The following is a 13,368-nucleotide window of genomic DNA, read 5'->3' as shown; positions in this document are numbered from 1 at the left end:
TATATTAGCACATCAATGGAGTCAATATTTTGAAGATTATCACATTAATATTAGTTTTATTTTGCGGCGGATTTACTGTCGTCAATTCTCAATCACCCCAATTTAAGATCGCATTCAATACGCTCCAAGATCAGAAGGCCGACGATTACGAAGTCTATTTGATGAATATTGACGGCACCTCACGTAGGAACGTTACTAACCATAAGGACGTTGCATGGACGTACTATTCGCTAAAGAACAAACTTCTTTTTGTCAGCGACCGCGATGCGTGCAGACGATGCTATTTTTTGCATATGTCTAATATTGACGGCTCAGATGTGCGGAAAGTCTCTAATTTACAGCTTGAAGATTCGTGGATGGGCAGCGGTTCAAAGCAAAAAGAACTGGTTGTTTCAGGCCGTATTGGAAGTGCTATTCGATATCAGTTATTCCTTGTAAATATCGAAAACGGGCATTTTCGCCAGCTTACAAATGAACCCAACGCCGTATTTCGCGATCCTACATTTTCACCGGACGACAAAAAGATCGCATATGTTTATAAAAAGAATCGCACTGACCGAAACGAGATCGAAGAACTATATGTGATGAATGCGGACGGCACAGACCGGAAGAAGCTCACGACATATCCGGCAAGCGATCCGCTCGCAAAAGATTTCAGTTACAAGGTCGGGCCGCCGCATTGGAACGCAAGATACAAATTCATCACGTATCAGTCCAATCAGGCAGGCAAGCAATCTATATACGCCGTGACACCCGATGGAAAGCGTCAGTGGAAATTAACTGACAGCAAATTGGACGAAGGCTGGCACGATTGGTCGCCGGACGGCGAGTGGCTTGTGTTTGACAGCCGCGATGAGGCAACAGGACGTTACGATCTGTATCTGATGAATTACAAAAATAAAGAGACAAAAAAGATCACGGGCGACAGTCCGATGAAATATCATCAGTCGCCCGTGTTTATTGATACTAAGTAAATTTATTTAGCCGCCATGGGCCGCTTTGGCACGTTCGTTCAGTTCTTCCGGCGAAAGGTCTTCTTTGTGTGTTCCAAAAGCCCAGAGATGTCCGAACGGATCTCTAAAGTGACCGGTGCGGTCGCCGTAGAATTGATCTGATACAGGCTTTAACACTTCCAGGCCTTCGGCGATTGCCTTTTCCGTAAAAGCGTCAACATCTTCGACGTAAATGTAGAGACTCACCGGCGAACCGCCGATCGTTTCCGGGCCAACTGCCATAGGCGGAAATTCATCCGCCATCATAAATACTGCATTGCCGATTTTCATCTCCGCGTGGCCGACAACGCCCGGCCCTCCGCCAATGCGAAAAAGTTCCTCCGCTCCAAAAGCACGCTTGTAAAATTCGATCGCGGCTTCGGCATTCTTGCAGATCAGATACGGCGTGATGCCTTCGTAGCCGTCAGGTATAGCTTTGACTGACATAAACAAATTTCTCCTTAGGTTAGAATTCCTCGAATCTATTGCGAATTACGCCTATTGTCAATGGTTTAATTTCAAAATTTGAGTGTTGCCAGGTTGTGGCGTAAGATTATCGGCAAGCAAATAAGGAGAAATACACAATGGCAACAAGTGCAGAATGGCATGAAGATTACGACAAAATGAGCGAAGCGTCGCGCAATTTTTCACGTGCGATCAAATCGGTTCAGGAGGAACTCGAGGCGGTCGATTGGTATAACCAGCGAGCCGAGCAAACTTCAGACAGGCAATTAAAGAAGATACTCGAACACAACCGCGACGAAGAGATCGAACATGCCGTAATGGCTCTCGAATGGCTTCGTCGGCACAATAAAAAGTTTGACGAGCACATGAAAACATACCTTTTCACCAAAGGCGACATTCTCAAGATCGAAGAGAAGGCAAAGTAGGTCAGAACCGGGAGCGATAGCGACTGGGTTTTTATAGTTTATGAATAGAGCCACACTATTTCCCGAAATGCCGCTCGACGCATGGCGGCCGACCAAGAACACGCTGCATTTATATTTGCAGATCGTCGGTAAGATACGGCTCTGCATTCATCCGCGGGTCAATCATTGGTGGCATGTGCCGTTGTATGTGACTCCGCGAGGGCTTTCGACGCGGACGATACCGTTTGACGGTGGTAATTTTGAGATCGAGTTCGATTTTTGCGAGCACGCGCTCAAGATCAAAATGAGCGATGGCCGTTATGAAGATTTTGCTTTGTACGACGGCCTTAGCGTTGCCGATTTTTACGCTAGCGTTTTTGCAAACCTGGTAAAGCTCGGCATTAAGCCTGAGATCAAGGCCTTACCCTACGAAGCGCCGTCAACAACGCCGTTTGCCGAAGATCACGAGAATAAATCCTACGACAAGGAATACGTCGAGCGTTTTCATAAGATTCTCGTCGCGGTTGATGATATTTTTCAGGAGTTTCGAGGCCGCTTCACAGGCAAATCGACACCTGTACATCTCTTCTGGCACAGCTTCGATCTTGCTCTGACTAGATTTTCAGGCAAGCCCGCTCCGCCGATGCCCGAAGCCAACATGGTGACTCGCGAAGCGTACTCGCACGAAGTAATAAGCTTCGGTTTCTGGTTCGGCGACGATAAAGAAAATAGCGTCGCCGCTCCTGCATTTTATTCATACACCGCTCCAAAACCCGACGGCCTCGAAAACGAGTCGCTGCAACCCGATACCGCATTCTGGACGCCAGATGGAGGCATGGCTTTGCTAATTTATGACGACATTCGAAATCTGAAAGATCCGCGATCGACTGTACTCGAATTTCTCGAGAGTTCTTATCAGGCTGGAGCAAAACAAGCCGGATGGGACGTATCAAGCTTTGTGCTTTCAAGGAGCTAAGAAACTTGCTTTACCATTTCTTCGTTTTAGCATCATGACTATCCAGTTGAAGCCGATATCGTTGATTCTGTTATTTGTCATTTGTTACGGACCTGCATTTGCACAATCGCCAGTCGCTACTCGAGATCTGGATTCGATCCTTAGATCGGCCATCGCTGCGATTGGTTCAGCAAAGGACATCGGAAACCTCCGGAGCATTGAGGCAAGGGCGGACTGCGACGGCCCAAAAGGAAAATACACAACCACAATTTCCTCCTTTCGTGAGAACAAAACCATTTTTGAACAAACGTATTCGTATCGAGACAAACCGTCAAGCACTATTATCAACGGTAGCGTAGCTTGGGAAAAGGCCTCTGACTCCGGACATTATTCTCTCGTGTCGCCATTTCAACGGATGGCAGCACGCTCGCACGAATATCAAAAGATGGCGTTTGATTTTCATAAATTCTTTCGGGATCCTGAGCTTATCGGCGACGAAATTTTTGAGGGACGGCCCAGCACAAAAGTAAAGTCAAAGAACGAGCTTGGTATGACGACGGTTCTCTATTTTGACAAGGAAACGAAACGCTTTTCCGGCTTTATTTTGCAAATACCGAATTCCAGCGAGACGATAGAAAATGTAATTTTAGAATGGCGAAAAGTTGGCAGCCTTACGTTGCCGTCAGTCGTTAAGGCGATCGACAGTCAAGGAGTGTGGACACTTAATTTTCATACGATCAAATTGAACACAGCTAGTGAAAAGCTGCTTGAGATTCCACCGCGGGTAGCGGACACTACAGAGTTGATGCGGCTCCATGAACAGCAAAAGACGGCTCACTTAACCTACAACGCAGAACTTTTCGTCGAGATGTTCGCTGACAATTTGACGCAGCTTCAGCGGGGAAACGCCGTGACTCGCACCAAAGCCGAAAATCTCGAACGTTTTAAGACTTATTTCAGCGGTTACAAATTTCTGGAATGGGAAGATATTGTTCCGCCGGTTATCAAGATCTCAAAAGACGGAACGTTGGCGACAATAATCGTCCAGAAACGCGTTCGCGGTACGTATAAAAACGACAAAGGTGAGGAGGAATCCGACCACACAATCTTTGCATGGCTTGAGGTATGGGAAAAGATCAAGGATAAATGGAAAGTTGTCACCGTTGCGTCCACCGAAAAATACGGTCCCAAATAGCTTTTATGATCGATCTCCGCAGCGATACAGTTACAAAACCGAGCCTAGCGATGCGAACCGCAATGGCCAACTCAGAAGTTGGCGATGACGTGTTTGGCGATGATCCGACAGTCAATCGTTTGCAGGAGCGTGCCTGCGTGGTCTTTGAGAAGCAAGCTGCGTTGTGGATGCCGACCGGCTGTATGGGGAACGAGGTCGCTGTTAAGGTGCATACAAAACCCGGACAGGAGATCATCACCGAAGATCGCGGGCATATTCTAAATTACGAGCTTGGAGCGGCTGCGGTAATTTCGGGTGTGACCATTCAGGCAGTGAAGAGTGTTGACGGTTCGGGGCATATTACTTGGGCCGAGATAAAGCCTGTCTTAAAGATCGATCCTCCCTATTTCCAAGCAGCTACCGGTCTTATTTGCCTCGAAAACACGCATAACTTCGCGGGAGGCAGTGTGATGAATGCGTCACAATGTGCCGACCTGTGCGAAAAGGCTCACGCAATGGATCTGCCTGTTCACATGGACGGAGCGAGAATTTTTAATGCATCTGTAGCATTAAGTGAGTCCGTTGCCGATCTGACGCGGCATTGCGATTCGGTGATGTTCACGCTTTCCAAAGGCCTCGGCGCTCCGGCTGGCTCGATCATTCTAGGCTCAAAAGATTTTATTCAAGAAGCTCGCGTCTGGCGGAAACGGCTCGGCGGCGGTATGCGTCAGATCGGTATTCTTGCCGCCGCCGGCCTGATTGCACTCGAAGAAGGCCCGCAGCGACTGCACGAGGATCACGAAAACGCAAAAGCTCTCGCGATCGGCTTGGCCAACATTTCGGGAATCCAGATCAATCCCGACAAAGTTGTCACGAACATTGTCATCTTTGACATTTCAGAAACGGGCAAGACGCAAGAAGAGATCGTTAACCTGCTTGCACAACGTGGTGTGCTTGCGGTTGGATTTGACGCACAGATACGAATGGTCACGCACCTCGATGTATCTGTAGCAGACGTTCAATTCGCTATAGACGCTATACAGAAGGTTTCGGGTCATGGAGCCTAAAATTGAAATTCGAACTTCGATCTGGAAAGCACTCGTGTCCACTTTGGGCTGCTTGATATTTTTATCGATGTTCATTTTCACTTGGTCAGAAAATTCGGACGCTCTAAGCATCACTGGCATCGTTTTTTTTGGTGGAGCGGCTTTACTATTTTTATGGCAGGCTATTGACCGAAGGTCTCGGATAACTATCGATCACCTAGGCATTTATTACAGAACTCTCCGAATCAAATATCGAATCGATTGGAGTGACATTATCGGTACTAAAATACTGTCCGTTTCAGGTCTTAAGATAATAAGAATAAAAGTCAAAAATCGTGACAAATATTTGAAAAGAATGAACGTAAAAACAAATAAGATACCGAGATCAAAAAAATTAAAGGGAATTGACGAACTTGATTTGAGTTTAGGTCTGGGTCTAATTGATGCTAAGCCGGAAGCGGTTTATGACATTGTTAAAAAGAACCTCGTGAATCACTCGAAGTGAACATCGAACAACTCCGTAAATACTGTTTGTCCTTTCCCGGGGCGACCGAGGACATCAAATGGGGAGCGGATCTTTGTTTTTGTGTTTGCGCGAAGATGTTCTGCGTGACCGGTGTCGATTCGATTGCAGGCGGAATGTCGATCAAATGTACGCCGGAGAAGTTTGATGAATTGATCGAACGCGAAGGCATCGATCCTGCGGCTTATGTCGGGCGATATAAGTGGGTGCGTATCGCCAATCTCAACGCAGTGACGCCGGACGAACTAAAATCACTTATCGGGAAGTCATACAAGCTTGTTTTTGATAAACTACCTCCCAAGGTTAAGAAAACGATCAAATAACACGCTAAAACGACATGATAATCGCCATTGACGGCCCGAGCGGAGCAGGTAAATCCACTTTGGGGAAGATGCTCGCCAAAAAACTAAATCTGCTCTATCTCGACACCGGTGCTATGTATCGTGCTGTCGCTCTTGCGGTTACACGTGCCGGAGTGCCTTTTCGCGACGTTGACCGCATCGCAGATATTGCCGAAAATGCTGAGATCAACCTCATCGGTGAGCCGGACGCGATGAAAGTGATGCTCGATGGCGAGGATGTTTCCGTAGATATCCGCACGCTTGAAGCCGCACAGTCTGCGTCGGTAGTTTCGACGATCTCAGAGGTTCGTCGGATCATGGTCGAACATCAGCGGGTGATAGGCGAATCGGCTCCGACCGGCTGCGTCCTCGAAGGCCGCGATATAGGCAGCGTTGTTTTTCCAAATGCCGACATAAAATTCTTTCTCACCGCAACGCCCGAGGCCCGAGCGCGCCGCCGCCACACCGAAGATCAGTCAAAAGGCCGCATCTCAACATACGAACAGACGCTTGCCGAGATCAACGAACGCGACGAACGCGATGTTTCGCGCGAAGATTCGCCGCTTACTATTGCCGATGACGCCATCGTGATCGACACCAGCGAACTTGATCTGACCGAGGTGTTTGAGCAAATGCTCGAAAAGATCAACGAAACACGCTCTTCGACCGCCTAAAAGTTGACTTAGAGGCGTCTAATAGATAACATCATAAGTTGCTCTTTGTATGCTCCCGTAGCTCAGTTGGATAGAGCGACGGCCTTCTAAGCCGTAGGTCGCACGTTCGAGCCGTGCCGGGGGTACCAAAAATTTGAAATTTCAGATCTCAGATTTGAGATCTGCGAGAAATGGCGGCTATAGTTCAGCGGTTAGAGCGCCTGATTGTGGTTCAGGATGTCGTGGGTTCGAATCCCACTAGCCGCCCCATTTTATTCTAGCGATCACTGTGTGAGGTGATCTGGCAATAGGTTTTCGTAAAGTTCAGATATTTACATAGAAATTTGTCTTTTCGAGATTTCTGTTGGCACTGTTTGTCGTAGAGATGAAAAAAAGGGAATTTGTATTCCAACTTTTTTACATCTAGTAACGTCAAACTTGATAGTTTTGAGCAAATATAAGGGTTTGAGGGGCATTTTGAAGCAGTACCTTTTTATTGCGCCATACCTCTAAAAGTGGTATATTAGTCATATATTAGATCTGCATCAGAGCAACGATCTTCCCTTTACAGCCAGTTTTTTAAAAAAGGAAATAGTGATGAGAAATTTTGTAGCCTATATCGGCCGAATCGGAGTATTCGCCGCATTTGCATTCATTCTGAGCGCCTCAGCTTTTTCGCAAATTAAATTGCGAAAGGCAATGGATTATGATGCCGACGGTAAGGCCGATTTTACGGTTTTTCGTCCTAGCAGTAATGTTTGGTACATTAACCAAAGCGGCGGCGGTTTCACAGGTACGCAGTTTGGACTTGCGGGTGAAGATTTTATGGCGCCGGGTGATTTTGACGGCGACGGCAAAGGCGATATCTCGGTTTGGCGTGATACGACGGGCATGTGGTACAGATTTAACAGCTCGGATGGCACATTTCACGCATTCAACTTCGGAATGGCCGATGATGAGCCGGTCGCCCGTGACTATGACGGCGATGGCAAGACCGATATGGCAGTCGTTCGCCGTACAGGCGGGTTGATGATCTGGTACATCCAGCATTCGGCTGATGTTAATTATTCAGCTATCCAGTGGGGCCTTTCGGGAGACTACACCGCACCTGGCGATTACGACGGCGATGGCAAATTTGACGTTTGTGTTCAGCGACCGGGATCTACACCTACTACTCCTGCTACATTCTATGCTCTGAAGAGCAGCAATAATACTGTTATCGCTCAGCCTTGGGGGCTGTATAACGATCTAGTTGTTCCCGGTGACTATGACGGCGACGGCAAGACGGATTTTGCGGTTGTTCGGGAAGGTTCCACGTCCACATCAAATTTGACTTGGTACATTCTCAGAAGCAGCGATAACGGAGTCATTGCGGAGGTGTTCGGCCTTACCGGCGCAGATGTAAACACACAAAACGATTATGACGGCGATGGCAAGACAGATATTGCCGTTTGGCGTGATACTAACGGAACATTTTATTACAACAGAAGTTCGGATCAGGGTTTTGCGGCCTTTCAATGGGGATCACCCAACGATTACCCAGTCGCTAGCTACGATACACACTAATTTCTTAGACGAGTTCTTAGACATCAGGGCCAGAGGCATAACGCCTTTGGCCATTTTTGTTTATGGAGGCTTTGTAGTAATTTTTCATTATTAGTGCGATGACCGATATTCTAAAAAAAATCCAAAGCGAATTTCCGCAAAAATGTGTTGTTATCGTTGGCGATCTCGTGGCGGACCAGTTTCTTAACGGAACTATCTCACGGGTTTCTCGCGAGGCTCCAGTTTTTATCCTTCGCCACGACCAGACAACTACGCTGCCGGGTGCCGCTGCAAACGCTGCGGCAAATGTCGCGTCGCTTGGCGCTCGGCCGATACTTATCGGCTTTGCGGGACGCGACATGAACGGGGAATTATTACTGAATAGATTGGCGGAAATAGGCGTCGAGGTTGGATCAGTAGTGGCGGATGGAACTCTAACTACTACGACAAAAGTGCGTGTTTTAGCGGGGCAACATTATGCAGCGAGGCAGCAGGTTATTCGCATCGACTACGAAAACTCAAATCCTATATCGGACGAGCTGAAAGAAAGACTTAAAGACATTCTGATCGCGGCCGGCAATGAGGCTGACGCTATTATTATTTCCGATTATAATTGCGGAACCGTTTCACCTGCGCTGTATGAGACGGCAAAAAACATATCGCATGAGCGCGGCATTCCTTTGATCGTCGATTCGCGATACCGTCTGTCTGAGTTTTCTGATGCCTCGACCGGAACACCTAACCGCGAAGAGGTTGAAAAGATACTTGGTGAAAATTTTTCGACCGAAGATTGTATGCGGCTTCGCGAAAAGCTCAATTATGAAGCACTTCTTGTGACAAACGGGAACGAAGGTATGCTTCTTGTCGAAAAAGGCAAACCGCCTGTTAGCAAGGACGCAATTGGGTCAAAAGAACCTGTGGATGTTACCGGAGCAGGAGATACCGTGATCGCTGCATATGCGCTCGGACTTGCGTCCGGCCTTAGTTACTCTGAAGCCGCAAAGGTTGCTAATCACGCCGGCGGTATAGTCGTCATGAAAAAAGGAACGGCTTCTGTAAGTATGAGCGAATTGTGTGACTCCTTGACCGCTGATGCTGACGCACTTGTTTCGCAGCATTCCAATTAACTCATTATGTCCGATAATCTAGCCTCGATACTTGACCGTGCGGGCGTTGTTCGCGAGGCGAATCGTGCACGCGTCGAAGGCTCGACGATAGTTCTGGCAAACGGCTGCTTTGACCTTCTTCATGTTGGACATATCAGATACCTTGCAGCAGCAAAGGCTCTCGGCGATCTGCTTGTCGTTGGTGTGAATTCAGATAAACAAGCGAATGCTCTAAAAGGCGATGGACGACCGTTTGTACCCGAAAATGAGCGTGCCGAGTTGGTTTCTGCACTTCGATGTGTGGATCTTGTAACGATCTTTGACGAGCGGACAGTCGAGGAATTGATTAGAGCTATACGGCCGGACTTTCACGCCAAAGGAACTGACTACACGGCCGAAACTGTACCGGAACGCGATATCGTCAAAGAGTACGGCGGCAAAGTTGCGATCGTCGGAGACCCAAAAGATCATTCGTCAACGGAGATGATCGAGATCGTTCGACGGAAAAATTAGCGATGTGGAAGTCCCGCACAAAGATTGACCTTATCATCGAGGTTTGGGAAAAACTGGACTGCGAAAACGTCGGTGCAGCCGAGATCAAGGCGATCCAAACCGTCGTTGCCGATCAATATGGTACGTCGGCGGTAGATTCGCCGATGGTGATCGCTAGATTGCTTGCTGATGAAGGTGCGCAGCTAAGACACTCTGAGATAATGAACCTTTATCTTGAGCGCGCGTCTGACCGGCCATACGATGCTGCGGTAAGAAATATCATCAAGATCGACGATCTGAAAAGTACTGCTGCCTCGATCCGCAACCTTGAAAATTTGCGGCAAAAATACGCAGGAGAAAATGACAAGGACGGGCTTAGGCTTGTGCGTGAAACCGCCCTTGGAGGAAAACAAGCCGCTGCTAAAAATGTTGAGAAGAAAGGTCTTGATGATGCCGCTCGGCAAATGAATGCCGAGATAGTTCAGTGGTTTACAGTTTGGCTGCAAACGCCCGAAGTTTTTGAAAGCTGGCACGTTCTCAGACAAAGATCGCCCGAATTTATAGACAAATTTGGCGATATTCGTGAATCCTGATATGCGTCGTTTTTATGCTCCAATAGAAAGTTTTATCGATGAAGGCGTTACGCTTGACGCGGATGAGACTCGGCATTTGCGTGATGTGCTGCGGCTTAATGTTGGCGAAGAAGTTTCGGTATTTGACGGGAAAGGACGAGAGTTTCGATGTGCGATCATCGAGATAACCAAAAAGAACTCGTCATTGAATGTGATAGAAGAGATACAGCCTGCGTCTCCTGAATCCGACCTGGAGATAACGATAGCGGCGACAGTTCTCAACGGTGAAAAATACGACCTGATCGTTCAAAAAGCAGTTGAGTTAGGAGTTGTTTCTCTTATTCCGCTACAAACTATTCGTTGTGATGTGAAAGTGAAAGATGCGGCAAAACGCCTCAGCCGATGGCGCCGAATTGCCTTAGAGGCGACGAAACAAACCGGGCGAGCAAAGATAATGCAGATAGCAGAGCCGATGGAGTTCGATTCGCTGATCGCACATTCAAACCAAAATGTTGTTATGTTCTCCGAACGCGACGGCGAGAATTTTTCAACGATAAAAGCTGGCAAAAAAATTACAGCTATCTACGGTCCGAAAGGCGGTTGGGATGACAGTGAATTGGATGCCGCTCGTTCGCGAGGTGTTGCGATAACTACACTTGGAGGCCGCATTTTGCGTGCAGAGACGGCTGCAATAGTAATAACGGCGATCCTACAGCATCGATTTGGTGACTTGAACTGATCACGGCTCAGAAGTCGGATTTTCTTGGCCGATAATAAGCCTGGCCGCGCTGTTTCAATTTCGCTCTTGTTCCCAGGGCATCAATGAACGTAAGCAGCAATTCCTTATCATTAAATTTGAAGTTTGCCGTTCCTTTTGCATCGACATCGGGGTCGTCGAAATTGATGACGAGGTATTTGCTCTCTGTCGATTTCAACCCGGCAAGTCCGGCGCCGGGAAGCGGTAGCCGGCTGATGACATTTCCCGTTTGAGACATATGCTCTTTAACATCTGGGTAAATAACGAGCAGCGAGGCGTAGGGAATTGTAAATAACTCACGATTGTCTTCACGATAAAAAACTACACGCTCATTCGCATCATCAAATTTGAAGTAGCCTTTCTCCTTTCCTGTCGAACCAAAAATGCCGCCGTCGTAACGAGCCTTAAACGATTCGGGCAAGGCTTTTGTTGACTTCGCAGCAGTTTTATCCACCGGCCGCGGCTGGGCATGCATTATCGCTGAAAAGCAAAATAGAGCGAAAATCGCAAAGAATAGTTTTTTCATAGACTATAAACCTACACTTTATGTCGGACGTTACCATTTAGACGTGAATTCGCATCCTAAGGTTGTTATTTTCCCGCTGAAAAGTTCTTTTTATCGGGAATATATTGTGACAATCTTGTTTGGGCGATCTTTACATATTCCTCTGAAATTTCCGACCCGATCCATTGGCGATCTAAGAGCTGTGCGACCTTTGCGGTTGTTCCGCTGCCCATAAAGCAGTCGTAAACAAGATCACCTTCGTTTGTCCATGTCCTGATCTGATCTTCGGCAAGCCGTTCAGGAAAAATAGCAGGATGCCCAAAAGCGATCTTGTCCTTTGATGATGAAGTTCCGACATTGTAAGTAAAGATGTTACTGAGTTTCCTCTCCGACTTGATCTCACGCCCAATGTCTTCGTCAGGAACATTTCCTCTCCCCTTGCCTGTTATGCGAAATGCAGCAATTTTTTGACCGGCTGATTTCGTCGGCTCAGTAATTGGATTGAAAGTTTTCGGCTGGCCCTTGCTGAAACAGAACATATACTCGAACGCTTGTCTGTAACGTTTTCCGCAGTCGCTTGGTATCGGATTGTTCTTAACATAGATCATCGTGTCATGAACTTTGAAACCCGCATCTTGAAATGTGATCGCATGGCGAAAACTCGTTAATGTTTCATTGCCGTTTACCGTCCTGTCGCCAACTACCCAAATTACTACACCGCCCGGTTTCGTCTTTTTGTAAAGAGACGCGGCAATTTCGTCGACAGGGAAGTGATAACCGTTATAATCGCGCAGATCGTCGTATGGCGGACTGGTGATCGTCATGTCAAGAAGATCGTCGGGCATACGACTTAGCGTTTCTATACAGTTTTCGTGATAGATCTTTTCGAATTCCATATTCAAATCGGCCACTTTTCTATGAAGGAGCTTAGAAATGCCTTCTCCGGTTTTTGCATTTCAGTTTCGAGGAACTCTCGAAACGTTTCCTGTTCGAGGATATAATCTTCTTCGCCGAGCAGCCCTGAAAAATATACCAGCCGCAGCCAAACCAAATATGTGTTCAGCGTATCGATCTGATTGTATTCGACGATCTTTGTTATGTTGCGTTCCAGCCAAAGATCAGTGACCTGATCGCCTTTTACATCGATCTTGCCGGGAAAGCCACAAACCTTTGCAAATTCGTCGAGCCTCGGCGTCATCTCGCCGGAGGAAAAAAGCCTGAGAAGATCAAGATGATTTTCGTTGTCCCAGCGGGTGAAGTAGTCGTTCGATTTATCCCATTTGTCTTGCGGCCGGCGGCAAAAGTCGGGAGCAGAAACTTCATTTATCATGCCGCGCTGTATCAAAACCTGTAGGTCGGAAGCAGCAGAGTTGTAGCCAACAAGCTGCGGCCTCCGTTTGCCGACAGCGGTGAGAAATCTCTCTATGATCTCCGCCTCGACCACGTCTTCGCTTTCAAACGGAAGTTCGGGATAAGAGTTGAGCCGAAATTCAAGCGTGGGTGCTCCGTCGCGATATACAAGACGACGTGATAGGAAAGCGATCGACACAACACGCGAGAACATATACTTCAAAAACGGACGCGGATTGTTTTCAGCGTTGTATTTTGGCGAATGTTCCCAAAGCCGCTGCATAGCCTCAAGCTCTGTAGACTCGTCGGGCAGATCAAACAGCCGCTTTGCCCCTGCGGCATCGGGGACCCACTCAAGGTCGAAAAATAGGGCAAGTTCTGGGATCGAATTTTTTAACATTATTATCGGAGAAAGCTGTTAATCGAGATTTTACCATAGCCGCGCATTCCTTAAAATTTCCACGACCTTCACACTAGCGCCATTCGCC

The 13,368-nt window shown here is 47.5% G+C and carries 17 protein-coding genes and 2 tRNA genes; 15 read left to right on the top strand and 4 right to left on the bottom strand.

Annotated elements, in window-relative coordinates:
- The first annotated feature begins 29 nt into the window (after positions 1 to 29).
- Positions 30 to 974, top strand: a complete 945-nt coding sequence (locus IPL32_04720; protein ID MBK8465113.1) for a PD40 domain-containing protein — start codon at positions 30 to 32, stop codon at positions 972 to 974.
- 6 nt (positions 975 to 980) lie between these two features.
- Here the strand turns inward: IPL32_04720 and IPL32_04715 are convergent, their stop codons facing one another.
- Positions 981 to 1,439, bottom strand: a complete 459-nt coding sequence (locus IPL32_04715; protein MBK8465112.1) for a VOC family protein — start codon at positions 1,437 to 1,439, stop codon at positions 981 to 983.
- A gap of 137 nt (positions 1,440 to 1,576) precedes the next feature.
- Here IPL32_04715 and IPL32_04710 point away from each other — a divergent pair, with 137 nt between their 5' ends.
- The 14 genes from IPL32_04710 (at position 1,577) to IPL32_04645 (ending at position 11,007) form a co-directional block, all read left to right on the top strand.
- Positions 1,577 to 1,882 carry a hypothetical protein gene (locus IPL32_04710; GenBank protein ID MBK8465111.1) on the top strand — a complete coding sequence of 102 codons (306 nt, stop codon included), beginning with the start codon at positions 1,577 to 1,579 and terminating at the stop codon, positions 1,880 to 1,882.
- A gap of 40 nt (positions 1,883 to 1,922) precedes the next feature.
- Positions 1,923 to 2,837, top strand: a complete 915-nt coding sequence (locus tag IPL32_04705; GenBank protein ID MBK8465110.1) for a hypothetical protein — start codon at positions 1,923 to 1,925, stop codon at positions 2,835 to 2,837.
- Between the two features lie 34 nt (positions 2,838 to 2,871).
- Entirely contained in the window at positions 2,872 to 4,011 is a 1,140-nt protein-coding gene (locus IPL32_04700) for a nuclear transport factor 2 family protein (GenBank protein ID MBK8465109.1), read from the top strand.
- Positions 4,012 to 4,016: 5 nt separating this feature from the next.
- Entirely contained in the window at positions 4,017 to 5,057 is a 1,041-nt protein-coding gene (locus IPL32_04695; protein ID MBK8465108.1) for a low specificity L-threonine aldolase, read from the top strand.
- Between the two features lie 67 nt (positions 5,058 to 5,124).
- The gene (locus IPL32_04690) at positions 5,125 to 5,541 is read left to right on the top strand and encodes a hypothetical protein (protein ID MBK8465107.1); all 417 of its coding nucleotides are present in this window, start codon (positions 5,125 to 5,127) and stop codon (positions 5,539 to 5,541) included.
- Positions 5,538 to 5,882, top strand: coding sequence for an MmcQ/YjbR family DNA-binding protein (locus tag IPL32_04685; protein MBK8465106.1), 345 nt, complete (start codon positions 5,538 to 5,540; stop codon positions 5,880 to 5,882). The genes IPL32_04690 and IPL32_04685 overlap by 4 nt, the downstream gene beginning before the upstream one ends.
- A gap of 14 nt (positions 5,883 to 5,896) precedes the next feature.
- A complete protein-coding gene (locus IPL32_04680; protein ID MBK8465105.1) occupies positions 5,897 to 6,574 on the top strand; it encodes a (d)CMP kinase in 678 nt (225 codons plus the stop codon).
- A gap of 51 nt (positions 6,575 to 6,625) precedes the next feature.
- Positions 6,626 to 6,702 (top strand) — tRNA-Arg (locus tag IPL32_04675).
- Between the two features lie 45 nt (positions 6,703 to 6,747).
- A tRNA-His gene (locus IPL32_04670) sits at positions 6,748 to 6,823 on the top strand.
- Positions 6,824 to 7,150: 327 nt separating this feature from the next.
- On the top strand, positions 7,151 to 8,119 hold the full coding sequence (locus tag IPL32_04665; protein MBK8465104.1) for a VCBS repeat-containing protein: 969 nt from the start codon (positions 7,151 to 7,153) through the stop codon (positions 8,117 to 8,119).
- Between the two features lie 98 nt (positions 8,120 to 8,217).
- The gene (locus IPL32_04660) at positions 8,218 to 9,225 is read left to right on the top strand and encodes a hypothetical protein (protein ID MBK8465103.1); all 1,008 of its coding nucleotides are present in this window, start codon (positions 8,218 to 8,220) and stop codon (positions 9,223 to 9,225) included.
- 6 nt (positions 9,226 to 9,231) lie between these two features.
- The gene (locus tag IPL32_04655) at positions 9,232 to 9,717 is read left to right on the top strand and encodes an adenylyltransferase/cytidyltransferase family protein (protein ID MBK8465102.1); all 486 of its coding nucleotides are present in this window, start codon (positions 9,232 to 9,234) and stop codon (positions 9,715 to 9,717) included.
- Positions 9,718 to 9,719: 2 nt separating this feature from the next.
- Positions 9,720 to 10,289, top strand: coding sequence for a hypothetical protein (locus tag IPL32_04650; protein ID MBK8465101.1), 570 nt, complete (start codon positions 9,720 to 9,722; stop codon positions 10,287 to 10,289).
- 1 nt (position 10,290) lies between these two features.
- On the top strand, positions 10,291 to 11,007 hold the full coding sequence (locus IPL32_04645) for a 16S rRNA (uracil(1498)-N(3))-methyltransferase (protein ID MBK8465100.1): 717 nt from the start codon (positions 10,291 to 10,293) through the stop codon (positions 11,005 to 11,007).
- 7 nt (positions 11,008 to 11,014) lie between these two features.
- Here IPL32_04645 and IPL32_04640 read toward each other — a convergent pair whose 3' ends face one another.
- From IPL32_04640 to IPL32_04630, 3 genes are all read right to left on the bottom strand, one after another.
- Positions 11,015 to 11,551: a hypothetical protein gene (locus IPL32_04640; GenBank protein ID MBK8465099.1), complete on the bottom strand. Its 537-nt coding sequence runs from the start codon at positions 11,549 to 11,551 to the stop codon at positions 11,015 to 11,017.
- Positions 11,552 to 11,616: 65 nt separating this feature from the next.
- A complete protein-coding gene (locus IPL32_04635) occupies positions 11,617 to 12,426 on the bottom strand; it encodes a site-specific DNA-methyltransferase (protein ID MBK8465098.1) in 810 nt (269 codons plus the stop codon).
- A 2-nt stretch (positions 12,427 to 12,428) separates the two neighbouring features.
- Positions 12,429 to 13,280 (bottom strand): ribonuclease H-like domain-containing protein, encoded by an 852-nt coding sequence (locus IPL32_04630; GenBank protein ID MBK8465097.1) that lies wholly within the window; start codon positions 13,278 to 13,280, stop codon positions 12,429 to 12,431.
- Between the last annotated feature and the right edge of the window lie 88 nt (positions 13,281 to 13,368).

The organism is Chloracidobacterium sp. (assembly GCA_016711345.1).
In the GTDB taxonomy this organism is placed as follows: domain Bacteria; phylum Acidobacteriota; class Blastocatellia; order Pyrinomonadales; family Pyrinomonadaceae; genus OLB17.
Note: the sequence above shows the minus strand (reverse complement) of the source record. Positions and strands in the feature narration are given on the sequence as shown.